At 42.1% G+C, this 26,020-nt stretch carries 30 protein-coding genes; 4 read left to right on the top strand and 26 right to left on the bottom strand.

Features of this window, described 5'->3' with window-relative positions; genetic code table 11:
* Positions 1–3 precede the first annotated feature (3 nt).
* From cyaB to GPK88_RS01005, 3 genes are all read left to right on the top strand, one after another.
* Positions 4–576, top strand: coding sequence for a class IV adenylate cyclase (cyaB, locus tag GPK88_RS01015; RefSeq protein ID WP_021652052.1), 573 nt, complete (start codon positions 4–6; stop codon positions 574–576).
* Between the two features lie 390 nt (positions 577–966).
* Entirely contained in the window at positions 967–1,797 is an 831-nt protein-coding gene (gene rhaD, locus GPK88_RS01010; protein WP_215707467.1) for a rhamnulose-1-phosphate aldolase, read from the top strand.
* Positions 1,798–1,957: 160 nt separating this feature from the next.
* Positions 1,958–2,215 carry a hypothetical protein gene (locus GPK88_RS01005; RefSeq protein ID WP_015525151.1) on the top strand — a complete coding sequence of 86 codons (258 nt, stop codon included), beginning with the start codon at positions 1,958–1,960 and terminating at the stop codon, positions 2,213–2,215.
* Positions 2,216–2,436: 221 nt separating this feature from the next.
* Here the strand turns inward: GPK88_RS01005 and GPK88_RS01000 are convergent, their stop codons facing one another.
* The 11 genes from GPK88_RS01000 to GPK88_RS00950 all read right to left on the bottom strand — a co-directional run bounded on the left by GPK88_RS01000 (position 2,437) and on the right by GPK88_RS00950 (position 12,706).
* A complete protein-coding gene (locus GPK88_RS01000; RefSeq protein ID WP_022427274.1) occupies positions 2,437–3,498 on the bottom strand; it encodes a tyrosine-type recombinase/integrase in 1,062 nt (353 codons plus the stop codon).
* Positions 3,499–3,721: 223 nt separating this feature from the next.
* On the bottom strand, positions 3,722–4,171 hold the full coding sequence (dtd, locus tag GPK88_RS00995; protein WP_173761621.1) for a D-aminoacyl-tRNA deacylase: 450 nt from the start codon (positions 4,169–4,171) through the stop codon (positions 3,722–3,724).
* Positions 4,168–5,595 (bottom strand): AI-2E family transporter, encoded by a 1,428-nt coding sequence (locus GPK88_RS00990; RefSeq protein ID WP_173761620.1) that lies wholly within the window; start codon positions 5,593–5,595, stop codon positions 4,168–4,170. Before GPK88_RS00990 ends, dtd begins: the two co-directional genes overlap by 4 nt.
* Positions 5,596–5,764: 169 nt before the next feature.
* On the bottom strand, positions 5,765–6,406 hold the full coding sequence (locus GPK88_RS00985; protein WP_021978034.1) for a cytidylate kinase-like family protein: 642 nt from the start codon (positions 6,404–6,406) through the stop codon (positions 5,765–5,767).
* A 102-nt stretch (positions 6,407–6,508) separates the two neighbouring features.
* Positions 6,509–7,423 (bottom strand): RluA family pseudouridine synthase, encoded by a 915-nt coding sequence (locus tag GPK88_RS00980; RefSeq protein WP_021978035.1) that lies wholly within the window; start codon positions 7,421–7,423, stop codon positions 6,509–6,511.
* A gap of 47 nt (positions 7,424–7,470) precedes the next feature.
* Positions 7,471–8,007, bottom strand: coding sequence for a signal peptidase II (lspA, locus tag GPK88_RS00975; RefSeq protein ID WP_021978036.1), 537 nt, complete (start codon positions 8,005–8,007; stop codon positions 7,471–7,473).
* Positions 8,004–9,095: a 3-dehydroquinate synthase gene (gene aroB / locus GPK88_RS00970; RefSeq protein WP_173761619.1), complete on the bottom strand. Its 1,092-nt coding sequence runs from the start codon at positions 9,093–9,095 to the stop codon at positions 8,004–8,006. The genes lspA and aroB overlap by 4 nt, the downstream gene beginning before the upstream one ends.
* A gap of 19 nt (positions 9,096–9,114) precedes the next feature.
* A complete protein-coding gene (locus tag GPK88_RS00965; RefSeq protein ID WP_173761618.1) occupies positions 9,115–9,867 on the bottom strand; it encodes a YlmH/Sll1252 family protein in 753 nt (250 codons plus the stop codon).
* A 4-nt stretch (positions 9,868–9,871) separates the two neighbouring features.
* Complete coding sequence (locus GPK88_RS00960; protein WP_173761617.1) at positions 9,872–10,525, bottom strand: cell division protein SepF; 654 nt, start codon at positions 10,523–10,525, stop codon at positions 9,872–9,874.
* A gap of 24 nt (positions 10,526–10,549) precedes the next feature.
* Complete coding sequence (locus GPK88_RS00955; protein WP_173761616.1) at positions 10,550–11,242, bottom strand: YggS family pyridoxal phosphate-dependent enzyme; 693 nt, start codon at positions 11,240–11,242, stop codon at positions 10,550–10,552.
* 18 nt (positions 11,243–11,260) lie between these two features.
* Positions 11,261–12,706: a biotin/lipoyl attachment domain-containing protein gene (locus tag GPK88_RS00950; RefSeq protein ID WP_148446955.1), complete on the bottom strand. Its 1,446-nt coding sequence runs from the start codon at positions 12,704–12,706 to the stop codon at positions 11,261–11,263.
* Positions 12,707–12,921: 215 nt separating this feature from the next.
* Here GPK88_RS00950 and lexA point away from each other — a divergent pair, with 215 nt between their 5' ends.
* Positions 12,922–13,542 carry a transcriptional repressor LexA gene (gene lexA, locus GPK88_RS00945; RefSeq protein ID WP_021978042.1) on the top strand — a complete coding sequence of 207 codons (621 nt, stop codon included), beginning with the start codon at positions 12,922–12,924 and terminating at the stop codon, positions 13,540–13,542.
* A gap of 79 nt (positions 13,543–13,621) precedes the next feature.
* Here lexA and rsfS read toward each other — a convergent pair whose 3' ends face one another.
* The 15 genes from rsfS to GPK88_RS00870 form a co-directional block, all read right to left on the bottom strand.
* Complete coding sequence (gene rsfS / locus GPK88_RS00940; RefSeq protein ID WP_021978043.1) at positions 13,622–13,990, bottom strand: ribosome silencing factor; 369 nt, start codon at positions 13,988–13,990, stop codon at positions 13,622–13,624.
* Between the two features lie 6 nt (positions 13,991–13,996).
* Entirely contained in the window at positions 13,997–14,611 is a 615-nt protein-coding gene (yqeK, locus tag GPK88_RS00935; RefSeq protein WP_021978044.1) for a bis(5'-nucleosyl)-tetraphosphatase (symmetrical) YqeK, read from the bottom strand.
* Positions 14,598–15,239: a nicotinate-nucleotide adenylyltransferase gene (gene nadD / locus GPK88_RS00930; protein ID WP_148446960.1), complete on the bottom strand. Its 642-nt coding sequence runs from the start codon at positions 15,237–15,239 to the stop codon at positions 14,598–14,600. Before nadD ends, yqeK begins: the two co-directional genes overlap by 14 nt.
* Positions 15,240–15,255: 16 nt before the next feature.
* Positions 15,256–15,546, bottom strand: coding sequence for a ribosome assembly RNA-binding protein YhbY (yhbY, locus tag GPK88_RS00925; protein WP_021978046.1), 291 nt, complete (start codon positions 15,544–15,546; stop codon positions 15,256–15,258).
* A 12-nt stretch (positions 15,547–15,558) separates the two neighbouring features.
* Complete coding sequence (gene obgE / locus GPK88_RS00920) at positions 15,559–16,851, bottom strand: GTPase ObgE (RefSeq protein WP_173761615.1); 1,293 nt, start codon at positions 16,849–16,851, stop codon at positions 15,559–15,561.
* A 64-nt stretch (positions 16,852–16,915) separates the two neighbouring features.
* Positions 16,916–17,203: a 50S ribosomal protein L27 gene (gene rpmA / locus GPK88_RS00915; protein ID WP_015525168.1), complete on the bottom strand. Its 288-nt coding sequence runs from the start codon at positions 17,201–17,203 to the stop codon at positions 16,916–16,918.
* Positions 17,204–17,208: 5 nt separating this feature from the next.
* Positions 17,209–17,529: a ribosomal-processing cysteine protease Prp gene (locus GPK88_RS00910; RefSeq protein ID WP_173761614.1), complete on the bottom strand. Its 321-nt coding sequence runs from the start codon at positions 17,527–17,529 to the stop codon at positions 17,209–17,211.
* Between the two features lie 12 nt (positions 17,530–17,541).
* Positions 17,542–17,847, bottom strand: a complete 306-nt coding sequence (gene rplU / locus GPK88_RS00905) for a 50S ribosomal protein L21 (RefSeq protein WP_015525170.1) — start codon at positions 17,845–17,847, stop codon at positions 17,542–17,544.
* Positions 17,848–17,988: 141 nt separating this feature from the next.
* On the bottom strand, positions 17,989–19,212 hold the full coding sequence (locus GPK88_RS00900; protein ID WP_334297582.1) for a ribonuclease E/G: 1,224 nt from the start codon (positions 19,210–19,212) through the stop codon (positions 17,989–17,991).
* Positions 19,196–19,912 (bottom strand): TIGR03936 family radical SAM-associated protein, encoded by a 717-nt coding sequence (locus tag GPK88_RS00895; RefSeq protein WP_334297581.1) that lies wholly within the window; start codon positions 19,910–19,912, stop codon positions 19,196–19,198. Before GPK88_RS00895 ends, GPK88_RS00900 begins: the two co-directional genes overlap by 17 nt.
* Positions 19,887–21,758, bottom strand: coding sequence for a TIGR03960 family B12-binding radical SAM protein (locus GPK88_RS00890; protein ID WP_148446969.1), 1,872 nt, complete (start codon positions 21,756–21,758; stop codon positions 19,887–19,889). Before GPK88_RS00890 ends, GPK88_RS00895 begins: the two co-directional genes overlap by 26 nt.
* 433 nt (positions 21,759–22,191) lie before the next feature.
* Complete coding sequence (locus tag GPK88_RS00885; protein WP_173771527.1) at positions 22,192–23,082, bottom strand: alpha/beta hydrolase; 891 nt, start codon at positions 23,080–23,082, stop codon at positions 22,192–22,194.
* A gap of 32 nt (positions 23,083–23,114) precedes the next feature.
* Positions 23,115–23,576 (bottom strand): NUDIX hydrolase, encoded by a 462-nt coding sequence (locus GPK88_RS00880; protein WP_022427260.1) that lies wholly within the window; start codon positions 23,574–23,576, stop codon positions 23,115–23,117.
* A gap of 22 nt (positions 23,577–23,598) precedes the next feature.
* Entirely contained in the window at positions 23,599–24,525 is a 927-nt protein-coding gene (locus GPK88_RS00875; RefSeq protein ID WP_215707466.1) for an AEC family transporter, read from the bottom strand.
* A 39-nt stretch (positions 24,526–24,564) separates the two neighbouring features.
* Positions 24,565–26,013, bottom strand: coding sequence for a P-loop NTPase family protein (locus GPK88_RS00870; protein WP_173771525.1), 1,449 nt, complete (start codon positions 26,011–26,013; stop codon positions 24,565–24,567).
* Positions 26,014–26,020: the final 7 nt, after the last annotated feature.

Below are 26,020 nucleotides of genomic sequence, written 5' to 3'. Positions count from 1 at the left end.
CACATGGCCCAGTTTGAAATTGAGATCAAGCTTCCATTAAAGAATCTTAAGGAAACCCTGAAATTTCTGACAGATCAGGGATTTCAGGAGACAGCACAGATCCAGGAAGAAGATACCTATTTTAACAGTGTCTATCATGATGTAAAAAAACGTGATGAAGCACTGCGTATCCGAACAAGCACAGACTGCAGATCCGGTATTTCTAAGACTCAGATTAATTTTAAGGGGCCCAAACTGGATAAAATCTCCATGTCCCGAATGGAACTGGAAACAGAAGTATCCGATGCAGAAGTGCTTAAAAATATTCTCATCCATTTGGATTTTTCTCCGGTAGCGTCTGTCATGAAAACGCGAAAGTATATGAAATGTGGCAGATTTACCGCCTGTCTGGATCAGGTAGAGGGACTTGGAGACTTTCTGGAGCTTGAGGTGATCGCAGAGCAGGAAAGTGAGCGGAAAGAAATTTTATCCAAAATGGAAGATCTGCTTGCCATATTGGGATATCACATGTCGGACACTGTACAGACTTCTTATCTCAGTATGCTTCCGAAAAAATTAAATAAAAATCTTTTTTAAACCAGCAGGAATATTTTCGTGTGAGTATCTAAGGTACAGAATACGGAAATGTTCCTGTTTTTTCTTTTCTTACAATTCTTCGGCGTTCCAAGTTTATCTACCATACTATAAATCCCACATCACAAAGCAACATCAAACCACATTCAATGTACATGTCATTACTATTGACCACTCGTGCTTTTTGTTGCTTTATGTTTATTTTTATGTGGTTTATTGAATGTTTACAAGATTTTTTGCATTTTGCATGTGGATTTATTGATATTTTTTCAAAAAAGCCCTTTACAAATCCACACAATCGGGCATATAATAAAGTCACAAACAACAAGAAAGCATATTGAAGCAATCGCAAACCCAACAATAAACCACATTTAAACACGGAGGGAATATATTATGAAAATTCTTGAATCTAAATTCGTACAGGGCTTTATCAAAATGGCAGATGATGGATATCAGCAGGGATGGCATGAAAGAAACGGCGGAAACTTAAGCTATCGTCTGAAAGCAGAAGAAGTGGAAATGATTCGCCCACGACTGAACGCCCCCGGAAAATGGACCCCCATCGGTGTTGAGGTTCCGGGACTGGCAGGCGAATTTTTTCTGGTAACAGGAAGCGGAAAATACTTCCGTAATATCATCGTTGACCCGGAAGTATGTCTTGCGATCATTGAGCTTGACGAGACAGGAACCAATTACCGTATCCGCTGGGGTCTTGTAGAAGGCGGTCGTCCGACCAGTGAGCTTCCAACTCATCTGATGAACCATGAAGTAAAGAAAAAACTTACCAACGGAAGACATCGTGTTATTTATCATGCACATACCACCAATACCATTGCACTTACCTTTGTTCTTCCTCTGGATGACAAAGTATTCACCCGTGAACTCTGGGAATCTGCAACAGAGTGTCCGGTAGTATTTCCGGATGGTGTGGGAGTTATCGGATGGATGGTTCCAGGCGGAAGAGATATCACTGTCAAAACTGCTGAACTGATGAAAAAATATGATGTGGTTATCTGGGCGCATCATGGTATGTTCTGCTCAGGCGAGGATTTTGACCTGACCTTCGGACTTCTTCATACCGTTGAAAAATCCGCAGAGATCCTGGTTAAGATCTTATCCATGGCTCCTCAGAAACTGCAGACTATCACACCGAATGACTTCCGCGCCCTTGCAAAGGATTTCAAAGTAACTCTGCCGGAAGAATTCCTCTACGAGAAAAAATAAATTCTTCGGCTACACAGTTTTATATTATATAACTGTACTCCTATCTGAAACTTTATCAGAAACAACCAAATATTTGCTGATTTTTGCTGATAAATCTGGTATGATAAAAACATATCTGGTTTATCAGCCAATTAATTTCAGAAAGGATATGGGATAAAGTATGGAAGAATTATATAAAGCGATCGAAGAGAAAATCAAAGCAAGCGGATACCCGCGAAAGATTTCCGGAGAGGACGTTTACGACGACATCTGCGATCAGATCGATGGGAAAGAGAATGGAAGCTATGTGCTGCTTTCCAAATTTGATGATGATGTGATCTTTGAATATCATATCTCAATTATGGACAGTGAATTTAATCTGGGTGTTCTTACCATGCGTACTCCGGAGGGTGTATTCGAGACAGATTTTGATAAATAAGTTAAGTACGGATTTTGATTTTGGGTCATGGATATAATACAGATGTCCATAATCACTGCTTAAGGTTTTTTGAACCCTACAGGGAATTTGAGATTTTCTTGATCTGATTAAATATATAGAGACAGTTGATTTACATAATTTATATTATGTGAACTAACTGTCTCTATATTTATATGCAATGCATGTCAAACGAATCAGTTGCTCCGCAGTCCCATTATTCATCAGTCCTCGCGAAGACGTACCGCCTTGGCCGCCTGACGCCGTCTGGCATCATCCAGAGCCGCATAATGCTTCTTAGTAGTATTGACATCCTTATGACCCAAAACATCCGCTACAAGGTAAATATCACCGGTTTCCTGGTACAGGGCAGTACCATAGGTGCTGCGAAGCTTATGCGGGGTGATCTTTTTTGTAGTTGTGATCTCCCTGGCATATTTTTTAACCAGATTCTCGATAGCCTGAACACCGATTCGGCGACGTTGGGTAGAATAGAAGAGAGCGTGCTCATGGCCTGCCAGAGGCGTAATATTCTCCCTGACTTCCAGATATTTCTTCAACGCTTTTTCTACTTCAGGACCAAAGTATACAACCATTTCATTTCCGCCTTTTCGGGTAACTTTGATTCCATTGTTTTTGAAGTCTACATCCTCAACATCCAGTCCGACACATTCCGATACTCGGATCCCGGTACCAAGAAGGAGAGTAACAATAGCAAGATCTCTGTCCTTCGTTTTTTCATGGTACATCCGTTTCTGCCCGGTCAGCGTATCTCCGCAATGCTCAATATAATCCAGCAGCATGGCAACCTCATCTGTATCCAGACGAATAATATTCTTATCATGGATCTTGGGCACATCGATCAGAACAGACGGGTTGGTGGTGATCATTTCATGTTTATAATAGTAAGCATAAAAACTTCTTAAAGCAGAAATTTTACGTTTGACGCCACGTTCACCATTTGTTTCCGTTTTGGAAGAGTCCGCGGATTTATAAACTTTGAGAAATTCTTCATATTCCTCAAGATCAACAGCCTTGACCTGATCCAGAACATCAACTGTGAAATCCGACATGGTTTTGTCTTTGAACATTGGATTTTGCTCCAGTAAAAACTGGAAAAATATACGAATGTCATATGCATAGGAAATTCTGGTCTTGGTTGTAGTCGTTGCATCAATAGCCCGGAAATAATCCCTGCAAAATGGCGGAAGCGTTTTTAAAACCTCACGGAGTTTTAAAGTATTGTCAATGTCATTTTGTTCGTGGTAAGTAATTTTGTTATCCATAAAAACTCCTTAATATATAAATTTTACATAATTTGCAGGAAATACCTGAAACACCTGTTAAAAGAAGTGGTTTTATACTTATCTATATCTATACGACAAACCCGAGTTTTTCAAATAGATGGGTAGTATAAACAGCTACTTCCTGCAAAATTGCCTGTTTTTGATAAATTTTCAAGTAAATAAAGTGCCTCCTTATGGAAGCACTTTTTATTATTATTTGTCGTTACCCTCTGAGGTTTTCATCAAAAATAACGGTAAACGGTCCGTCATTTTCCAGAGATACTTTCATATCTGCACCAAAAATTCCGTGTTCCACAACCGGAACATGTTTGCTGGCTTCTGAAATAATATATTCATATAATTTATTTGCTTCATCTGGCGCACCGGCTTCTATGAAACTTGGACGATTTCCCTTACGGCAGTTTGCATATAAAGTAAACTGTGAAACCAAAAGCAATTCCCCGTTTACATCTGCCAAGGATAAATTGGTCTTTCCATTTTCATCCTCAAAAATACGAAGTCCCAGAAGTTTTTTCAAATACCAGTCTGCATCTTCCCTGGTATCCCCACGTCCAACGCCGATCAGAACAAGAAATCCTTTTCCAATTTTTCCAACTGTTTCTCCATCTACTTTAACTTCTGCATGATTTACACGCTGAATTACAAATTTCATCGTTTATTCTTCCTCCGTCTGTTTTTCTGTTTCAGTCGAAAACCTATATATTTTGCCTGGACAAACTTGGCCAAAAATGCAAACATTCGTTTGATTTCGTTCCATGCTCCGGTCCACACTCTGTGTTTTTCTGCTTTTATTGCAACTGCCTGCATTTTTGCTTTTGTTGCAGATTCTTTTACCGGCATGGGCAACGCTTTTCCGGAAACGGGATCTACACAGTCAATATCTTTATAAAACTCAGCATCTGCAGACATCTCTTTTTCATCAAGGCTACGTCCGATCAGCTTCCATACAGCCGCATTCAGAACCGCAAAAACCGGAACGCCGACAATCATTCCCGGAACTCCGAATAAACCACCGCCAACCATAATTGCAACAATGACCATGAAACTGGACAATCCGGTAGATTCCCCCAAAATCTTAGGTCCAAGAATATTTCCATCAAACTGCTGAAGAACCAGAATAAAGATCAGGAAATACAGACTCTGAATCGGATCTACCAGCAAAATAAGAAGAATACACGGAATCGCTCCAAGATATGGTCCAAAAAACGGGATAACGTTTGTCACGCCAACGATCACACTGACCAGAATCGCATATGGCGTTCCAATGATGGATGTTCCCACATAACACAATACACCGATAATTGCAGAATCCAGGATCTTGCCACTGATAAATCCGCCAAAAGTCTTATGCGTAAAACGCATGGAATGAACAAGAAAAGTCGCCCATTTGGCCGGAAGAACCGCATAGGTAGCCATTTTGGCCTTTGCAACAAATCCCTCTTTATCTGCCAGGATATAAAGTGATACAATCGCTCCAATAAGGAAATTCTTCAAAAAAACAAGAAGATCCAGAAAACTCGCAGATATGTTTTTCATCATGGACTGCATCTGAGGAAGGATCGTATTTGTCAGATATTCCTGCAATCTGCTGGAATACTGGTTGATCTGGCTGATCATATCCGGATTCAGCTTCCAGCCCTTTTCCACAACGGAATTCAGCCAGTTCTCCACAACATTTACATAATGAGGAAAACTGTAGATGATATTCATGATACTTCGGATTAACTGCGGAAGGATCATCATGACAAGGGCATAAATGATCAGGAACATAAAAAACACAGAAAGAATTACACAGATCCAGCGTACTGCTTTCCTGCCCTTTTTCTGAAGGGTTTTGTGTCTTTTTTCAAAAATAGGAAAAATAATCTTCCGCTCCAGAAAATTAACAATGGGGGTTAACAGATATGCTATGGCGGCTCCATAAATGATCGGCGCCATAATGCTGAAAAATGTTTTAATTCCGGTAACCAGGGATTTCATATGGAAAATCCCGTAATAAAATAAAATACTGGCAGCAATGACCAGAAATGCAGTCACACCTAACTGCACGTAGCGATGATTCCAACGAATTTTCATAGTAATTTCCTCCACCATGTGATTATAACATAGCATCTCCGGTTTGTGTCTAAAAAAAGCATAAACATTCTCTCTCAAAACTCATAAGGATGAATTCTGTCTGTATTTTTTCGCTGATACCGAAAACACCCTGCCATAAAATGGCAGGGTGCCTATAAAAATCTGACGTTTATTTTTTCAGGCTGTCATAAATGTGAATGGCTTCAATAATGGCCTTCGCAGTTCCATCAATACCAAGCTTGCTGCTGTCCAGACAAAGATTATAGCTGTCGGCAGATCCCCATTTCTTATTGGTGTAATAATTATAGTAACTGGAACGGCTCTTGTCTGTTTTGTTGATCATGTCTTTGGCTTCTTTGGCGTTCTTATTGTATTTCTGGGAAATACGGTTGATACGCCAGTCAAGATTTGCATGGACAAATACGCTGAAACAATCCGGATTATCTGCAAGTGCATAATCTGCACATCTGCCTACCATTACACAGGGGCCTTCTGAAGCAAGCTTCTTGATCGCCTCAAACTGTGCAAGGAAAATCTTATGGTTCATAGGCATATCTGTAAACCCTGCGGATGAATATCCAAAAGAATACGTATCCATTACAAGAGAATAAAGAAAACTGTTTGTAGGTTTCTCATCATGATGCTCAAACAGTTCCTTACAGATTCCACTATCATTGGCTGCGTGCTCCAGCAGCTCTTTATCATAGCATTTAATTCCAAAATACTTAGCAACTTCCTGGCCGATCTGTCTTCCGGCACTACCATATTTACGACCAATTGTAATAATAGAACTTGTTGTATTGTTACTCATAACAGCCACATCCTTTCTGCTTCGATTCAGCAAATTCATAAATATGAACTTCGCTTCCTCTTTAATACAGCTATTATACACTATATTTCACAAGTTTTCCAGTTATTTTCGCAATTTTGACAGCAATTTAACAAAATATTCCGGAAGTGGAGCTGTAAATTCCATATATTCACAGGTACGTGGATGAACAAACCCAAGAATCATTGCATGAAGAGCCTGTCCCTCCAGATGATAGGGATTTTTTGAAGACCCATATACCGTATCTCCCAGAAGTGGATGTCCGATGCTGGCCATATGCACGCGGATCTGATGGGTACGCCCTGTTTCTAGCCGGCATTCCACATAGGTTGCCTGTCCAAAACGTTCCAGTACTTTGTAATGTGTTACCGCATCTTTCCCATTTTTGTAATTGATGGCCATTTTTTTACGATCTGTTGGATGACGTCCGATAGGACCTTCTATGGTTCCCTCGTCCTCTTTCAGATTTCCCTGTACAACTGCACGATAACGTCTCCGGATACTGTGGCATTTCAGCTGTTCTGCCAGATCCCGGTGGGCCGTATCGTTCTTGCACACCAGAAGCGCACCGGTAGTATCTTTATCAATTCTGTGGACAATTCCAGGTCTCATCACCCCGTTGATCCCGGAAAGGCTGTCACCACAATGGGCCATAACCGCATTTACCAGTGTTCCCTGATAATGCCCGGCAGCAGGATGTACCACCATTCCTTTGGGCTTATTAACGATCAGCACATCTTCATCCTCATAAAGAATATCCAGCGGAATATCCTCCGGAACAATATCCGGTTCACTGGAATCCGGAATCTCCAGATGAATTCTGTCGTTTTCCCTGACCTTATAATTGGATTTGGCAGCCTTATCCCCAACTGTAATCTGTCCATCTTTCAGAAGTTTCTGAATGAACGACCTGGAAAGACCGCTGTCTTTTTCTGCAAGATAGCGGTCGATTCGTATACCTGATTCTTCTTTTTCTACTGTATAATCGTATATTTCCATTTTATATCTCCTGCAAAATCAGATGAATCCATCATCCCCTGACCAAATCACCGTTTAATATTCAGAAATGAAAAATCATCATCTCTGTATTTGGTACACACAAACAGAATCAGAAAAATCCCACTTGCAACCACATAAATATCTGCCAGATTAAACACCGGAAAATCAATCAGGGAGAAATAGATAAAATCAATCACATATCCTCTGAAAAAACGATCAATAAAATTCCCCAGAGCACCGGCAGCAAGTACTGTGGCAATTGTAAGCAGCGGCAGATAAAAACGCTCTTTTGGAATACGGATCCATGCATAGAGAATCACTCCCAGAAACAGCACACTTACAATTGCAAAGAAAAGTACACTTCCCTGAAACATTCCAAAAGCAATTCCCCTGTTTTCCGGATAAAGATAATGAAGTTCAAGTACACCGGGAATCAGCGAAATCGACAGTTGTCCTTTCAGATACAGATATGACAGCCATTTCGCCACCTGATCTGCGGCTACAAGTAAGATCATCAGGAAAATATCCCCTGCCAGACATTTGCCAGGAGACATTTTCTGATGATGGTTAACACGGCTGATCATAAAGTTATCTCCTGAATACAGGATAACAGTTCTTCATCGGTAACTGTTTTGTCAATAAAACTTTTTCCGATGCCGTCCATCAGGATAAACTTAATATGACCCTGTTCCATTTTTTTATCTTTCTTTGTTGCCAAAAGAACTTCTTCCGGAATAAGGCCATCTACATGTACAGGAAGATCATAGTCCGCACATCCCTGACGAATTTCCTGATATTCTTCTTCTGTCAAAAGTCCTCGTTTCATGGAAAGATACGCCGCAGCTACCAGTCCGGCTCCCACACACTGCCCATGAAGCAAGGTGAAATTCTTGAGTTTTTCTACCGCATGACCTACGGTGTGTCCCAGGTTGAGAAGTGCACGCTCTCCCTGCTCCTTTGGATCACGCTCCACAACACCAGCTTTGATCTCACAGCATTTGCGTACCATTCTGGCAATCCGTTTCATGTCCAGCTTTTTAATCTCTTTCTGCTCACGGCATACAAAACGGAAAAATTCTTCATCACAGATCAGTCCTGTTTTCAGGATCTCACCCATTCCACACGCAAACTGTTCTGCCGGCAGAGAAGAAAGAGTACTCATATTCATATAAACAAGACGTGGCTGATGAAAAGCTCCAACCATATTTTTATACTGCTGGAAATCTACTCCTGTTTTTCCACCAACGCTGCTGTCTACCTGAGCAAGTAACGTCGTTGGAACCTGAATAAAATCAATTCCCCGAAGATAAGTAGCCGCTCCAAATCCGGTAAGATCACCTACAACACCGCCACCCAGAGCAACAAGAAGACTTTTTCGATCAAGTCCGTTACTAATCAGTGCCTGATACAAGCTGGAAACGGTATCCAGATTTTTATTTTTTTCTCCGGCCTCAAAAGTAAACACGGAAATATCAGAGCTTACTTCACTTAAAGCTTTTTTTACAGGTGCTTCATACAATGGATCTACATTAGAATCTGTTACAATACAGATTTTTCTGTCCGCAAGTCCTTCTTCTCTCATAACCTGAGCCAGATTGGAAAAATCCTCTTCAAAACAGATTGGATATCTAAAATCCCCCTCACGCTTTACAAGTAATTTTGATTCAGCCATCGCGTTTTCCTCCTTGCTGTCAGATATAAAGCAGAATACGTACACCGAGACGTCCTTTTTTCGTCCGGCGGGATACTCCATCAAAAATAAAACGTCCTTTTTTTCGAACGGATATAATATCGCCTTCTTTAGGCTCATAGCCATTGGATGTAATCAGTTTTCCATTTACAAATACAAGACCTTCTTCAATACAATGTACAATACTGCTTCTTGACGTCCCAAAAGCCAGTGCGATCAATGAATCCAGACGTACAGAAGCACAGGTACCTGTAATTGGTGTCATTTTCGGCTGTGGAAATTCACCGGGGTCTTCTATCCTGGAAGCCACAACGGTGGTATGTCTTACACGGCACAGATTCTCCAGAAAAAAATCTGTCATTCTATGCAGGCAGAAGAAACTTGCCGTATGATCTTCTATGAGAATATCCCCCACAACACTTCTATCAACACCAAGATTTAATATGGCTCCAAGATAATCCCGATGTGTCAAATCTTCCGAAAATTTTACTGCCTTGGGTTCCAGACGGATACAGTCAATAGGATATTCCCCTGTAAAAGTAAGAGCATCAGAATGAAAGGCTACCATCTGACGCTCTGCATTTTCATATCCTCCAAAACTTTCCGCTGTTACGCCCAGCTTATGAAAATTCTGGCTGTTTAAAATATTTCGTTCATTTAAATTAAGAAAATCCGTAAATGTGGTAATATCTCGCTGATATGCCATATTCGCCAGTTCACGGATTCTCTTGATAAAAAGTTCTTCTTTATCCATGAAATCAGTACCCTACTCTTACAGATGGTACAGATCCTCCAAGGATATTCTGAAGATCACCGGTAATATCTACATTATATGGTCCAAGTACAAAAATGTAGCTGGATACCTGCTGAAGACTTCCTCCCAGGGAATAACATGCTCCTGAAGTAAAATCAATGATCCTCTGAGCAAGTTCCACATCAATTCCCTCAAGATTCAGAATTACAGTAGAATTGTCAACAAGTGTATCCGCAATCTCTCTGGCTTCTTCCATAGTAGTCGGTTTAATTACACAGACTTCCATATTTACAGTCTGTGCGGAACGCTTACTTGTACGCATTGGTGTGATTTTCGAAGACGGAGCTGGTCTGGAAACACGTTCCTGTCTTGCAGGTGCTTTTGTTGCAGCAGTCTTGGCTGTTACCTTTGGAGAAGCCACTTTAATTGGTTCTTCTTCCGGCTCATCATCCAGAAAATCCTCTTCTTCCTCTGTTTTCTTTTTGGAAAATTTCTCAAAAAACTTTTTCTTCGGTTTTTCTTCCATATCATCGTCATCATCAAGGAAGTCGTCGTCGTAATCATCTTCTTCCTCAAGGATGCTGTCATCTAATAATTCGTCATCGTCATAATCGTCGTTCAGTTTGATGGCATCTAAAAATTTATCTAAAACGCCCATTTTAAATCTCCAATCTTATTAGTCTTATATTGCGTAATTTCTTGCACCGAAAATACCGGTACCTACACGCACCATCGTAGCGCCCTCCTGCACGGCGACCATATAATCTCCGGTCATTCCCATACTCAGAACACTCATAGTAACATTATTAATGTTTTTAGCTGCAATGTCAACACTTAATTTCTTGAGTTCACGGAAAATTTCACGATTTTCCTCAGCATTTTCTACATAAGGAGCAATTGTCATAAGGCCTTTGACCTGTATATGGGAAAAACCTGCAATCTGTTCAATAAAGGGCAAAACTTCTTCCGGTTTTAAGCCAAATTTGCTCTCTTCCTGAGCTACATTTACTTCTATAAGAATCGGTACGACTACATTCTTTTTCTCTGCCTCTTTTTCTATGGTTTCAGCCAGTCGAAGAGAATCTACAGAATGGATCATCGCAACCTTATCCACAATATATTTTACTTTGTTACGCTGCAGATGTCCGATCATATGCCACTGAACATCCGCCGGCATCTGATCATATTTATCCACAATCTCCTGTACTTTATTTTCTCCGAAAACACGTGCACCTGCGGCATAAGCCTCCTGAAGCATTTCCACTGGTTTGGTTTTGCTGACAGCAATAAGTGTCACCTCTCCCGGATCTCTATTTACCTTCTTACAGGATTCTTCAATATTTTTTTGTACCTGTACTAAATTTTCCGCTACCATAGCCGAAAGCCTCCTTTATTAATAAAGTATATCTTGTTCACTTACTTTATCTGCATTTTTTACAATACGGTCATATCTGACAAGTCCATTATATGTTTCTTTGGAAACAACCGCGTATTCTTCATTTTCATCCAGAATTTCAATTCTGCGAAATACAGCATACCCTTGGTTGATGCAGTAAACGCCCTCCAGAACTTCTGTATCTCCGATTACAAACTTTTCTCCACTGTCCGGATCAATGATTGCATCGCCCTCATTGAATTTACTTTTATCAACGTAATAAATATAACTTACTTTCTGTGTTTTTTCATCCGTAACCTCATCACGTCCGTAAATACCCGTATTTATAAACGTTGTAGTGCTGTTTCCTTTTTTGTTTCTGCCTGAAAGCATGAAGCCTGACTGCTGTGTATCTTTATCCGTTGTCATATATTTTGAGGGAATTGCATAAAATTCCTTCGTTACTATAGATGATAACGGAACTTTCAGTCCGGTCACATTATTGGTAACCAGCTCTATTTCAAGGAAACGATCTGATGCATATCGGATAAGGCCTTTATTGAAATCAATCCTTCCATATTTAGATCCGTCAATCTCCATAATGGAAAAATCTCCGGTCTGAGTCAAATCATCTTTTAAAAATTTGACACGTATGGACGTGCGGTCTTTCAGATTGGCAGCCTGTTTTTCACTTAGCGGAATCAACAGACTCCACCGTTCATCTGTAATAATTGTATAAACATCATCTCCGGCATTTACCTGGCCATCTGTTTTCAGATCTGTCTCCTGATAAGAATTCTGATCAAAATCTGCAGCTGTAACAGTGTCAACCGTTTTTGACTCGTATCCATCCGTAGAATACAAAATAATCCCATCGGTCTGTGCACGACGGATATTCGGATCACTGGAAACAGTTGTTGTAGTTGTTGTAACTTCCTCCCCATCTTCATTCACCGTACTGGTGGTAGACACACTGGAGTTATCAGAGGCATACTGAAGAATACTTCCGCTCAGTTGATATTTAAAACTGTATGTACTGTTAAATTTACTTGCATCAAAGCCTTTGGAAAAACTCTGCATATTACTGCGGATATCTGCCAGCTCATCCTTACTCAGAGAAGAACCACTGTCTGCGGCCTTGGAACTGTTTAAACTGTATACAGCTCCATTTGCATTGATTTTGGTTCCCTCTCTTGCATAATAGGTAACATACCCACCGGCATCTGCCTGTACTACATTTTCTGTCATAATAGACAGCCCGGTGTATGTTTCATTCATGGACAAGGGACCTGACGGAACCTGATAGGACTCCATATGAGAAGCCGTAAGATAAAGAATCACACTGAAAATCATATAAATAAGAATCGCTCCAAACATTACCGTTCCTATGTTCAGACCAAAAATTTTACGAAGTTTTGCTAGTATTCCAGGTGTGCTGCTGGAATGTGCTTTATTATCAGGCAAACGAATGCCTCCTTTACATCTTTCATTTCTTAAAATCCGTTTTATTGTAACATTTTCTTTTCCTGAATACAAGCTTTAAAACGTCCGAACATACTTTCCGAATATCCGTTTGCTATTTTTACAAAAGTATGTTATAATATTTAAAATATAATTTCGTGACGCTGTCATATTACGTCCGGCAGCAGATAAACTTTAACCCAGGGAGGTAAATACATATGACATATGGCAGAATCAGCAAAAAGCAGCAGGAAATACTGGATTATATGAAAAATGAAATTCTCAACAGAGGTTTTCCACCTTCTGTACGTGAGATCTGTGAAGCAGTAAATCTGAAGTCCACATCTTCTGTTCATTCTCACCTGGAAGCTCTCGAAAAAAACGGATATATTCGCAGAGACGCCACCAAACCCCGTGCAATTGAAATTATAGACGATAATTTCAATCTGGTGCGTCGTGAAGTTGTCAACGTCCCGCTTGTAGGTACCGTTGCAGCTGGACAGCCGATCCTGGCTGTTGAAAACATTGATGCCTACTTTCCAATCCCGGCAGAATATATGCCAAATGAACAGAGTTTTATGCTGACAGTAAAAGGTGACAGCATGATCAACGCCGGTATTTTTGATGGCGACCAGGTACTTGTAAAACAGCAGTCTACCGCCGAAAACGGAGATATGGTAGTTGCTCTGATTGATGATTCTGCCACAGTCAAAACATTCTATAAAGAAAATGGTTATTATCGTCTTCAGCCGGAAAATGACAATATGGAACCGATTATTATCACAGGAAACCTGAAAATCCTCGGCAAGGTATTTGGGGTGTTCCGTTTCTTTTCTTAAACTATGGTTTTCAGTTATGCGAAAACAGCAAAATGCGGTATCTGTTTAAAGGATACCGCATTTTTAGTGTTCAGCTTATTTATTCTTCACCCTCTGCCAGGAATTCCTGGGCATCAAGAATCTTTCCGTCTCTCCAGATTCTCTCCAGATCATAAAACAGTCTGTTCTCTTCGTCAAAGATATGGATGATCATATCGCCATAATCCATAAGAACCCAGCTGGAGTTTCTGGTTCCCTCGATCTGTTTTGCCTCATATCCGGCACGGCCAAGCATCTCATCTGCGTTGTCAACCATTGCCTGTACCTGATTCTGGTTGGAAGCACTTGCGATCACAAAATAATCTGCGATTACGGAAACCTCATGGATATCAATGATCTTGATATCTTTTGCTTTTTTATCATCCAGTGCCTTGCAGGCGATCCGGACCATCTCTTTTTCGATACTCATAGAATTTTAATCCTCCTGTCTGTTGGCTGCATCCTGCATTTTTCTGTCATGGAGGTCTTTATAATAAACATAAGCATCCCTGGTCGTACTGTCGATCTCCTTGGGATTTTCCTCCAGATATTCCAGTGTATCTTTCAAAATCTCATACATGCACTCATCCAGATCTTCAAAAGCGATCTTTCGAACTTTTGGAAGATTCGGGGCTTTGTCACGCATTGGTTCGATATAATCTGAGATATATACAATCTTCTCAAGAAGACTCATTCCCGGTCTTCCTGTCGTATGATACGTGATCGCTGTCAGGATCTCTTCATCTTTAATGTCATATTTACTGCTGGCCACATAAGCCCCCAGCTTTGCGTGAAGAAGAAATGGATGATCCTTTTCAAAATCTGATACCGGAATATCATGCTGGCTGCACAGTTTCAGTTTCTTTTTATTAGGAATGCACTTTGCACTGTCATGAAGAAGACCAGCAGCCTGTGCATCCTCCAGATCATAACCATAAACCATGGCAAGTGCGGCACAGGTGTACATAACTCCCATCGTATGCTCAAATCTGGCTTCATCCAGATATTTGGAAAGTTTCTTTTTTATCTTGATAAAATCATATTTTCCCATCTGAATCATTTCCTTTATATATATCGTTTTTCTCAATATAGGAAATCACAGGCTGAGGAACATAGTAGCGGAGACTCTGTCCACTTTTATGCCAGGAACGGAGAAGCTCGCTGGAAACATCAATATTCATCGTATCCAATCGGATAAAATTCCCGCTGTACTTCTGTGCCAGAAGTTCCATCTGCTGATCAAGCTCCTTTAACGGGGTATGATCTCTGGTTGCTACTACCAGCACTGCTTCCTGACAGATGCGTCCCGGTTCCCTCCAGGTATCAAAATTATAAAGGGAATCCGCACCGATAATAAAATAATATTCTGTATCCGGATTCGCTGCATTCAACTGTTCCAACGTCCGGTAAGTATACGTATAGCCTTCCTCATGCATCTCGATCAGAGACAGCTCAAAATGAGGATTGTCCTTTATGGCAAGACGAACCATTTCCGCACGCTGTTCATCGGTAGCCCGGCCTTTCCGGTTTCGTTTATGCGGGGGATTTCCACAGGGCATAAACAAAACCTTATCAAGGCCCAGCTGTTCATAGGCTTTTTCTCCCAGAATCAGATGTCCCATATGAATGGGATCAAAAGTGCCGCCCATGATTCCTATTTTTTTTACTTTTTTGCTCAATTATGACCTCCCGAAATTACGGAAGAATGATCTTTTTCTTATCCTTTTTACCTTCTCTGTAGAGGACGATCTTTTTACCGATCACCTGTACTACCTGAGATCTTGTTCTCTCTGCAAGGACCTGTGCCATTTCACGTGGGTCTTCCAGACAGTTCTGAAGAACACTGATCTTGATCAGCTCTCTTGCTGCAAGAGCTTCCTCAACAGCAGCAGTATTTTCAGGAGTAAGACCTCCCTTGCCAAGCTGAAGGATCGGATCCATGGTCATGGCAAGGCCTTTTAAATATGCTCTCTGCTTACTTGTCATTTGTTATACCTCTTATTTATAATAATCGAAATCAAAGCCATACATACGAACCGTATCGCCTTCCTGGATACCGGCCTTTTCCAGTTCTTCCAGAATGCCGCCTTCTTTCAGGAATCTCTGGAAGAACGCAAATCCCTTCTCGGAATCCAGATTTGTATAACCAAGCATTTTTTCAATCTTAGGACCTTCCACAAGGAAGACTTCCGGATCTTCTTCGCTGCGTTCTACAGTAAACGGAAGATTCTCATTTACCAGAACATCCTCAGGGAAGAATTCCTGCTCAAACACGACCGGTTTCATAGGACTCTTGTCCAGAAGCTCTTTCACATGGAAAAGGAGCTCTCTGACACCCTGTCCGGTAACAGCTGAAATCGGATATACGGAAATGCCCTGCGGCTCAAATTCTTCTTTCAGTCGATCGATGGGGTTTTCTTCACCATCGTCAAAAATGCAGTCGATCTTGTTGGCTGCGATCACCTGCGGTCTTGCCGCAATTTCCGGATTGTAAGCTTCCAGCTCTTTATTGATCTTGTGGATATCCTCTACCGGATCACGACCTTCTACAGAAGCTGCATCTACAATGTGGATAATAACTCGTGTACGCTCAATATGACGGAGGAATTCATGTCCAAGTCCCACACCTTCGGATGCACCCTCGATCAGTCCCGGGATATCCGCGATAACAAAACCACCGTTATCCGTATCTACAACGCCAAGATTCGGGCTTAATGTTGTAAAATGATAATTGGCGATCTTCGGCTGTGCATTGGTCACACGGGAAAGGAACGTGGATTTACCAACATTCGGGAATCCTACAAGACCAACATCCGCGATCACTTTGAGCTCAAGGAGAACTTCAAGCTCCTGAGCCGGCTGTCCTGGCTGCGCGTATTTCGGTACCTGCATGGTAGCTGTTGCGTAGTGCTGATTTCCCTTTCCGCCACGGCCACCTTTTAACACGATCTGTCTGCGGTTCTCACCGGACATATCTGCAATGACTTTACCGGATTCCGCATCCATGATAACTGTTCCTTCCGGAACTTTCAGGACAACATCTTTGCCATCAGCGCCATGACAGCGTTTCTTACCGCCCTCCTGGCCATCCTCAGCTTTATATTTTCTTCTGTGTCTGTAGTCTCCGAGAGTATTCTGACCCTCATCGATCTCAAAAATCACATCACCGCCACGGCCACCATCGCCGCCGTCCGGGCCACCATTCGGTACATACAGCTCACGGCGGAAGCTTACATGTCCGTCGCCGCCTTTACCGGAGCGGATAATGATCCTTGCTCTATCTGCAAACATATTACACCTCTATTCCAAAAAAAGGCTCCAAACCGGATCGATTTGAAGCCTTTTACCTATTTCATTACTCTGCGTCTACAGGAACGATAGAAACCTGTTTCTTATCGCGACCTTTTCTTGTGAATCTTACGACTCCGTCTGTAAGTGCAAATAAAGTATAGTCTTTACCGCAGCCTACGTTTTCACCTGGGTGAATCTTGGTTCCGCGCTGTCTGTAAAGAATGTTTCCGGCTTTTACAAACTGTCCGTCTGCTCTTTTCGCACCTAATCTCTTAGACTCGGAATCACGACCGTTCTTTGTAGAACCAACTCCCTTTTTATGTGCGAATAACTGAAGGTTCATCTTCATCATTGTTGTTACACCTCCTTGACTTTTACTGTCAAATATCGATTGTTATAACTACCAGCAATTTCCGTCAGACCGAGAAGTAAGGAATCCATAAGGAGCATTCCCTGTTCAGAAAGATCATTTCTGAAATGAATGGAAACAAATCCATCCTTTTCATGCACATCAAAATTATCATCTGTGAATTTCTCAAGAGAATTCACCGTGTTAATAATCAGCGCAGACACAGCAGCACAGACAATATCCTGCCCGGCTTCCGCATAACCGGCATGTCCCTTCGAAATAAATTCTTCGTAAGATCCGTTTTTCTTTCTGACTTTAATTGTAATCATGATGACACCAGATTAACCGTTAATCTTTTCGATCTTAACTTTGGTGTACTGCTGTCTGTGTCCGTTTTTCTTGTGATATCCAGTTTTGCGTTTGTATTTGTAAACGATGACCTTGCGATTCTTACCGTTTTCAACTACAGAAGCGGTAACACTGGCATCTTTTACATCTTCGCCAACCTTTAATCCGTCATTGCTAACTGCGATTACGTTGTCAAATGTTACGGTTTCACCAGCTTCTACACCGAGCTTTTCAACTTTAATTACGTCACCCTCGGCAACCTTGTACTGTTTACCACCTGTTGCAATAATTGCGTACATCTGTGGCACCTCCTAATTATTTACTCGCCAAATTCGGTGGCTTCTGTCCTAAAACCGAAGCGCTTTAACCTCTTTGTGCGGCATACTCGATTATCATAACAGTGACATGCTGTTCTGTCAATAGTTTTTTTGACATTTTTATTATTTTTTTGCAAGTTCCCGGATATCTTCGATCACAGGACGTCTTACTTTCTTTCTGGTCATTTCCAAAATGTGTAATGGCGTGATATCAATGGCACGGCTCTTTATCGGATCTTTTCTGAGAAGCTTCTGTAAAACATGGAACAGTTCATCTCTGTGATCCGGGTTTTCCATATTGATAAAATCGATCAGAATAATGCCGGAAAGATTGCGAAGCCGTAACTGCCGGCTGATCTCTGCCGCCGCTTCCAGATTGATCTTGCGGAACGTTTCTTCCATTTTCTTCTTTCCGGTATATTTCCCACTGTTTACATCAATGGATACAAAAGCTTCGGTCTGCTGGATCACCAGAAATCCTCCACTGTTCAGCCATACTTTTTCTTTCTGGATCGTATCTAGTGCAGTTTCTACGCGATACAGTTTATAAAGCGGAAGCAGTTTATCCTGATAAAAACGAAGCTTTTCTTTGAGCTCCGGGCTGATCTCTTCCAGATATCCCTGAATCGTTTCCCTGATCTCGGGCACATCGGTGATGATCTCATCCAGGTCACGGCCATAAGCATCCCGTACAGCCGCCACATAAAATGGTTCTGTCTCCAGTACCAGACTGAAGCAGGTGCGGTTACGCCCCTGAACTACAGCTTTGTAGTAACGGCCTTTCAGCCATTCCAGTTCCTTCAGGATTTCTTCTTTGGAAGCGTCTGCGGCATTGGTACGGACGATGATCCCGAATTCTTTATCCGGGCGGTCTGCTTCTTCTTTCAGCCATCCGCTGAGGCGATGGCGGTCTTCCTGTGTCAGTTTGGAAGACAGTCCAAATTTTTTATCTCCTGTCGTAAGAACAAGATATCTTCCTGTAAAATTCAGATTGGATGTCAGTGCAGGAAGTTTTCCCTTCATAGCATCCCTGCTCACCTGGACCAGAAGTTCATCTCCCGGACGCAATGGCCCGTTCCCTTTTCTTCCTGCGGAAAAAACAGCTCTCTGCGCTTCCGCAAGAGGATAGTAACATCTCTTTCCAGGTCCGATCTGGACAAAAGCCGCCTGGATATTGGATGCGATATTCTCAACCTGTCCGGTATAGATATTTCCAAGAATGGATTTTTCCTGATCGGATTCCAGCCGGACCTCCATGATCCGTTCCTCTTCAATAAGAGCCGCAACTGTACAGGGTACATCATGGATCTCCATCCTTGTTATGATCAGTTTACTCAATTTCCTCACCTAATGATTCCAGCGTTACAAAACGCGGGCTTGCATTTTCTCCCTGGTCTGCATACATTTCCAGACGTTTTACTGTAAAGGCAAATTCCGGAAGTTCTTCTCCCAGCCATTTGAAGAATGTATTTGTTACCAGTTCCGGTTTCGTGTAATTGGAGCTTGCGGATGCCAGCATATAGAAGAAACCATTATTTCTTACTTTCATTTTATAGATATTCGGACGAAGATCGATTTCCTTTTCACTGCGCTTTGTCTGTTTGGTCACTTTGATCTCCGGCTGTGCCAGAAATTCTTCCACACGGTTTTTCCATTCAATAGAAGGCTCCTTGCCCGGCCGGAACTCCACAAAGTAATCTGCTGCTGCCACCAGCGCCATCGCTTTACCCGCTTTTCCATCCTCTACCTTACGGACACTTACGATATGCATTCCCTCTGCCATCTGTTCATCCAGACGGGCTGCAATCTCAGCCGTAGACATATCTTCTGCCATTTCCAGGTCAAAATAATCTCCCAGGCTTTCCATTCCAACACCAAGTGGAACTGCAAAAGACATGATCATATGGGGGCTGTACCCACCGGAAAAAGCTACCGGAAGTTCTGCACGACGAAGTGCTTTCTGGAAATAACGCATGGTATCCAGATGTCCCACAAACTTCATAGGGCCTTCTTTACTGAATTTAATTCTTACCTTCAAGGCAGACACCTCCTTTAAATTTCATAGCTCCACATGCGGAACATTTCTGACGGCAGTTTTCTGTCACAACGCCCTCTTTTGCGCGCTGCCATTCACGCTCCAGGAATTTACGGCTGACACCGGTATCAATGAAATCCCACGGAAGGATCTCATCCAGGCTTCTTTCACGAAGAGTGTAGAATGTCATATCCACACCACACTCAGCCATGGCTTCTTTCCAGATATCATAATCAAAATTTTCTGTCCAGGCGTCATAGAGAGCACCTTTTTCATAAGCTTTCAGGATCACGTCCGCACATCGTCTGTCCCCGCGTGCGAGAAATCCTTCCAGAGCTGTTACATCCGGTTCATGCCAGTTATAACGGATACTTCTCTGATTCAGCTGGGCGCGGACTTCATTTTTAACCACCTTGGCTTTTTCCACAAAATCCTGCTCTGTATACATTGGTGCCCACTGAAAGGGGGTAAACGGCTTCGGCACAAAGAAAGATGTGCTGACGTTGATCTGTACCTTGCCTTTACGCTGTTCTTTCGGAACTACCTCATAATAGGTCTCTGCGATCTTCTGTGCCAGATGAGCAATTCCCTTCATATCGTCTTCTGTTTCTGTTGGAAGGCCAAGCATAAAGTAAAGTTTTACCTGATTCCAGCCGCCTTTGAACGCCTCGCCAGCACCATGGAGGATCACTTCCTCTGTCAGTCCTTTGTTGATAACGTCACGGAGACGCTGAGAACCGGCCTCCGGTGCAAAAGTCAGGCTGCTTTTCTTTACATCCTGCACTTTACTCATAACATCCAGCGCAAAAGCATCGATCCTGAGAGACGGAAGAGAGATATTGATCGCTTTTCCATGGAACTCCTCGATCAGGAAATTCACCAGTTCTTTCAGCTGGGAATAATCACTGGAACTTAAAGAACTGAGGGAAATCTCTTCGTGTCCTGTATTTTTCAGCATGATACGTGCGGATTCTTTCAGAGTCTCCACATCACGTTCACGGGTAGGACGGTAGATCATTCCTGCCTGGCAGAAACGACATCCACGGATACATCCTCGCTGGATTTCCAGAGTTACACGATCCTGTGTAGCTTTAATATGTGGAACAACCGGTGCTTCCACTGCACGGTATTCCTTCTCCATGTCTATAATCAGCTGTTTCTGGACTTTTTCCGGAACGCCAGCCTCTGTTGGCGCAAAGGATGCGATCGTGCCGTCTTCTTTATAGGTAACTTCATAAAGAGATGGAACATAAATTCCAGGGATCTTAGCTGCTGCCAGAAGAAAATCTCTCCTGCTGCCGCCAGCTTTCTTATTGGCCTTATAAGCATCAAAAAGAGCATCATAAACCGTCTCGCCCTCTCCAATATAGAACAGGTCAAAAAACGGCGCCAGCGGCTCCGGATTATACGCACAGGCACCACCACCGATCACAATCGGGAAATCCTCACCACGGTCCGCACTTTTCAGCGGAATCCCGCTGAGATCCAGTACCTGGAGGATATTGGTATAACACATTTCATAACCAAGAGTAATACCAAGAAAATCAAAATCACGGATCGGCTCCTGGGACTCCAGTGCAAATAACGGGATATTCTGTTCCCTCATCACTTTATCCAGATCCGGCCACGGAGAAAAAAGGCGCTCACACCAAACATCCTCACGCTGGTTGAACATGTTGTAGAGGATCATCATACCGAGGTTGGACATGCCGATTTCGTAGACATCCGGGAAGCACATTGCAAAACGGATTTCTACCTCATTTTTATCTTTCATTACAGAGTTGACTTCGCCGCCAATATAGCGGGCAGCTTTATCAACTTTGAGCAAAATTTCATCACTTAATGCTAATTTTCTCATTCTATCCCTTTCTAAAATTAGTAATATTTCACAAAGAATTTAAAGATATAAAATTCAGTGAAACATCAAAAATGTTTATATTTGTAAGCCAATTCTTGTGTAAAAAGTTGCTATAAAATGGTGCCCAAAACCCCGTTTGGTCAAAAATGGACATTTTTTCAACTTGCCAACAATGGTTATCATTACCCGCAAACAGTTAATATCCTGCGGATTTTCGCGAACTTATCGTAAAGAAAAATGGCTTTTGTATATTAAAATACAATGCAATGCCAAATATCACTAATAGCACAAAATTGACATACCTTCTCCCTATTATAATCATCTATGGTTAGGATTTCAAGAAAATTGTGTTCTTAACTGTATATAGCAATTGCATCCTTGTGCAGGGAGAATAATCTGGATCCGGACTCCAGTAAGGTTTCCTGGCATTTCATCAGTATTTAAAAAGAAATTCCACCATCTGCGTATTTGCACGTTTACTTTCCTCCATTTCAGGAAAAGTTGTACTAAAAGCATGCGGAAGTTTTTTGTCCACCTCATAATCCTCAAGATGACAGATCACACCGGCTTTTTTTATCGCTTTTGCATACTGTCTGCTGTAATTTCGAAGAGTATCTCCATAAGCTGTGACCAGAAATGACGGTGGCAGGTTTCGGATAATTTCTTTGTTTTCCGGATTTATATATGGATAAAACGAACTCTTTTTCCAGTGTTTCCCGTAAATATAGGAGGGAAGAAAAATCCCTATACTGTCCGGTTTGGTTGTATAATACATTCCACTTGCCAGACCCAGCGCCCGAATTTTCAGATCATTTGGAACAACCTGAAAAGCCTTTGCCAATTCAGGACTTTTTAACATAGCGGCCAGATATACGCACAGGCTCGCCCCCGCACTGGTTCCTGTCATATAAATATGTTCTCCGTCACCATCATAGGTTTCAAAATATCTCTTTGCATTTCCCATTCCTGTCATCAGATCCTTAAGAATCTGCGGAAACAACGCTTCCGGTGCAAGCGGATATTCAAATGAGAACACCAAAAAACCTCTCTGACTCATTTCTGCACAGAACAAATGGCCCTCTTCTTTTTTCCCAAGGAGAAAACCGCCTCCGTGCAGGTTAAACATGACTGGAAGTTTTCCTTCATAATTTCGGGGACGGTAAATATCCATGAAATGACAGGGCTTTCCATCTCCCATATAGTCAATGTCACAAATGAGTTCCACATCTTCCGGAAACAGATATTCCGCTTCATGTTTTTTCAGAAAATTATCAAGAAGTTTTTCTTTTTTTGCGGTTTGCTGTGCAATCATTTTATTAAACATGATTTCCCCTCCAGCTATGAAACAATCTACTATTAATACAAATGAATTTTCTTCTCCACAAGTCTGTCACCTTCATACTGCAATTTTACAGAAAAAAAGCGTTTTTCTCCTGAAAGTAGCAAATCAAGAAATACCTGATCCCCCTCCCATGCCGGAAGATTCGGCACCATGGCTTTGTCAACCCAGCAAAGTTCTCCCTCATCACATTCAATCAGTTCTCCTGTATATTCATCGGCCGTGAACACACACATAAGTTCTGATTCGCATTCACTGTTTATAAATGTCACCAGGCCACGGAACTTATAGGAGGTAAGTGTCAGCCCTGTTTCCTCTTTCACCTCACGAACAAGGCATTCTTCCGGAGTTTCCTGACTTTCCACATGCCCGCCAACGCCGATCCATTTGCCCTCATTCATATCATCCTGTTTTTTTACTCTGTGAAGCATCAGGAATTTATCATCGTTTTCTATATAACATAATGTCGTTGTCGTCATTTGATCCCTTCTTTCAGTTCCATCATCCTGCCACTGCCAGTGTGATATAAACCAGGATTGAGACCACACAATACAGAGAATTTGTTGTGGATGCATAGGCACTGCTCTCTTTCTTTCTCAGAAAAGTCTGCATACTGAATGTAGCAGGCGAGGACATATATGTAATAACCGCCAGGTTCAGAAGCCTGGAACCTCCTGCCAAATATTTTACTGCCATGAGAACTCCCGCAATCATCACTGCCTGCAAAAGGACTCTCAGCAATATGGTTTTGAGGCAGGGTCTGATAAGTTCCGGCGCAAGTTCCATACTGTACCCAACTATAATAAGAATAATCGGCGTAATGGCCGTTGTCAGAATATTCTCCACACTGAGATAACAATTGCCAAAAGGACTGTCCAGAAGCCGGGTGATCATTCGTGTCAGTCCCGTAATAATTCCAAGAACCGTTCCTATAAAAGCAGGGGTTCGCAATGCACTGTAAAACAGGCTTTTTGCATTGATCTTTTCCCCGTTTTCCGTCTGTCCCAGCATTCCCATATACACACTGAATCCAAAAAGAAGTCCCGCAATATCCAGCACTGCAATCTGTGAAAGATTTTCGCTGCCACAAAGACTTGTATACAACGGGTAAGCCATCATTCCACCTTCATAGATACAGACCAGAAACGGAAGATATTTCTTATATGGCTCGTCCATAAATCTTTTCATCCAGAATCCTGCCCCAAATGAAATCAAGAGCATCACAAACATGATCAGAACCAGAATTCCGATCTTTCCACTGTACTCTGCTGTTGCCAGTGCATGAAAAATTGCCACAGGAAGCATAATATTTGTTACCAGTGTTTTCATGTTATTGACACCACTCTGATCTAAAAGTTTCCATTTTCTGCACAGGATTCCAAGAATGATCATCGCCAGTACAGGCAAAACAATCTCCAAAACTTCCATCTCTCTGTCTTCCTCTCCATTGTCTTTAATCTTTTGTTTTTATCTGTTTCTGTGCATCTGCAAAATCTCCATCATCACTTCATATACCGCCATATTCTCTCTCACCACCAGAGCCAGGTTCTCTTTCGCCTGATTCAAAAGATGAAAAAGTTTTCGTACACTGGAATATTTTTCCGCAGAGCACCTGGATCTTAAATATCCTTTTTCGTCGTAATAATACTGTTCATCCAGCAATACAACGATCTTCTCCACATCTCTCACTGCCTGGATACCAAGCTGTCCAGAACCCTCTGGCATCCGCTGCTGATATCCCTGTCTCACAAAATCATTCATAAGATTTTCCGATTCTCGGCCATTACCAGCATACACCACTGCAATATTCGGATACCATCTGGGACTTCTTTTTTCCGGCAGGTGCATCATGTTCTGGATAAAAGTGGAAAGCTCCGCATTGGTACGGATCCGGTTTGTCAGATGAAATTTCTGGAGCCCCGGCAGATTCTCCAGTCTTTCCACAATGCTACGGTCCAGCTCTTCCGGTGAAATCACATCTTCGGAGTCACTGGAAAAGATCACTGGCCTGTGCTCACTCCAAGTAAGCAGAACCGATAATTTTTCCAGAGACAGAAGATGTGCTTCGTCTACCAGAATGCTGCTGTAGCAGCCAAGATCTGTCGTCTCTTCCAGCTGAGTATCTTCCAGAAAATCTATCCGCCGCAGACGTTCATGGAGGATCTTCCATTCTTTTCCCGCCTCTCCACAGTGAATGATACAGACTTTCTGGCGCACGGACAGCTTCATCGCAATATCATAAAGCAACAATGTTTTTCCTGTTCCGGGAAGTCCGCTGAACCAGAAATATCCTTTCCTTTCTCCACGGATCCTCTTCAGGATCTGCCGTTCAATATCTCGCTGCTGGGAAGTAAGGAAATACTCTTTTTTGAGAAAGCGCTCCGGTTCTGTCAGTGGAGAGATCAGATACAGCTCTGCCTGAAACAGATCCTCGATATCTCCCTCATAGTCCGGAGTTTCTTTCTCCAATGCATTGCAAAGCTGTTCCCAGTCCCCCTCCACAATATGATCGTGATTGGTCAGTCTCACCAGACGGTCTTCACTGCTGATATAAGTATACGACAGGATCGGTTTCCCGAAAACGGACAGATAATACCGGTTCTGGATCAGCTGTCTCCGGATGGCCTCGTCCGATACGCTGCCGCTTTTCAGTTCAATATTCACAATCTGGTCATCTTTGATCTGAAGAAGGTCAAACTCCTTTCCAAGCTTCGGAATCTGAAACGAATAAAAAAAACGGAGTTTATATACTTCTTCCATATGTAGTTCCAGCTGTTTCACCAGCGCTTTCATACTTTCCAGTTCCCACTCTTTAATCCGGAGGAAAAAATCTCTGCCAGAAAGCTGACGCTCCAGTTTCTGGATACATTCCATATTCTGATTTCTTGTAAGTGCATAGATCGATATTGCTTTCATATTTTGC

The sequence above is a fragment of the Blautia sp. MCC269 genome (genome assembly GCF_018785655.1).
Classification (GTDB): domain Bacteria; phylum Bacillota; class Clostridia; order Lachnospirales; family Lachnospiraceae; genus Blautia_A.
This window is presented reverse-complemented; position numbering and strand designations above follow the sequence as displayed.

Coding starts and splice junctions, on each gene's coding strand:
- cyaB (WP_021652052.1), top strand. CDS start 4: ATGGCCCAGTTTGAAATTGAGATCAAGCTTCCATTAAAGAATCTTAAG.
- rhaD (WP_215707467.1), top strand. CDS start 967: ATGAAAATTCTTGAATCTAAATTCGTACAGGGCTTTATCAAAATGGCA.
- GPK88_RS01005 (WP_015525151.1), top strand. CDS start 1,958: ATGGAAGAATTATATAAAGCGATCGAAGAGAAAATCAAAGCAAGCGGA.
- GPK88_RS01000 (WP_022427274.1), bottom strand. CDS start 3,498: ATGGATAACAAAATTACTTACCACGAACAAAATGACATTGACAATACT.
- dtd (WP_173761621.1), bottom strand. CDS start 4,171: ATGAAATTTGTAATTCAGCGTGTAAATCATGCAGAAGTTAAAGTAGAT.
- GPK88_RS00990 (WP_173761620.1), bottom strand. CDS start 5,595: ATGAAAATTCGTTGGAATCATCGCTACGTGCAGTTAGGTGTGACTGCA.
- GPK88_RS00985 (WP_021978034.1), bottom strand. CDS start 6,406: ATGAGTAACAATACAACAAGTTCTATTATTACAATTGGTCGTAAATAT.
- GPK88_RS00980 (WP_021978035.1), bottom strand. CDS start 7,423: ATGGAAATATACGATTATACAGTAGAAAAAGAAGAATCAGGTATACGA.
- lspA (WP_021978036.1), bottom strand. CDS start 8,007: ATGATCAGCCGTGTTAACCATCATCAGAAAATGTCTCCTGGCAAATGT.
- aroB (WP_173761619.1), bottom strand. CDS start 9,095: ATGGCTGAATCAAAATTACTTGTAAAGCGTGAGGGGGATTTTAGATAT.
- GPK88_RS00965 (WP_173761618.1), bottom strand. CDS start 9,867: ATGGATAAAGAAGAACTTTTTATCAAGAGAATCCGTGAACTGGCGAAT.
- GPK88_RS00960 (WP_173761617.1), bottom strand. CDS start 10,525: ATGGGCGTTTTAGATAAATTTTTAGATGCCATCAAACTGAACGACGAT.
- GPK88_RS00955 (WP_173761616.1), bottom strand. CDS start 11,242: ATGGTAGCGGAAAATTTAGTACAGGTACAAAAAAATATTGAAGAATCC.
- lexA (WP_021978042.1), top strand. CDS start 12,922: ATGACATATGGCAGAATCAGCAAAAAGCAGCAGGAAATACTGGATTAT.
- rsfS (WP_021978043.1), bottom strand. CDS start 13,990: ATGAGTATCGAAAAAGAGATGGTCCGGATCGCCTGCAAGGCACTGGAT.
- yqeK (WP_021978044.1), bottom strand. CDS start 14,611: ATGGGAAAATATGATTTTATCAAGATAAAAAAGAAACTTTCCAAATAT.
- yhbY (WP_021978046.1), bottom strand. CDS start 15,546: ATGACAAGTAAGCAGAGAGCATATTTAAAAGGCCTTGCCATGACCATG.
- obgE (WP_173761615.1), bottom strand. CDS start 16,851: ATGTTTGCAGATAGAGCAAGGATCATTATCCGCTCCGGTAAAGGCGGC.
- rpmA (WP_015525168.1), bottom strand. CDS start 17,203: ATGATGAAGATGAACCTTCAGTTATTCGCACATAAAAAGGGAGTTGGT.
- GPK88_RS00910 (WP_173761614.1), bottom strand. CDS start 17,529: ATGATTACAATTAAAGTCAGAAAGAAAAACGGATCTTACGAAGAATTT.
- rplU (WP_015525170.1), bottom strand. CDS start 17,847: ATGTACGCAATTATTGCAACAGGTGGTAAACAGTACAAGGTTGCCGAG.
- GPK88_RS00890 (WP_148446969.1), bottom strand. CDS start 21,758: ATGAGAAAATTAGCATTAAGTGATGAAATTTTGCTCAAAGTTGATAAA.
- GPK88_RS00885 (WP_173771527.1), bottom strand. CDS start 23,082: ATGTTTAATAAAATGATTGCACAGCAAACCGCAAAAAAAGAAAAACTT.
- GPK88_RS00880 (WP_022427260.1), bottom strand. CDS start 23,576: ATGACGACAACGACATTATGTTATATAGAAAACGATGATAAATTCCTG.
- GPK88_RS00875 (WP_215707466.1), bottom strand. CDS start 24,525: ATGGAAGTTTTGGAGATTGTTTTGCCTGTACTGGCGATGATCATTCTT.
- GPK88_RS00870 (WP_173771525.1), bottom strand. CDS start 26,013: ATGAAAGCAATATCGATCTATGCACTTACAAGAAATCAGAATATGGAA.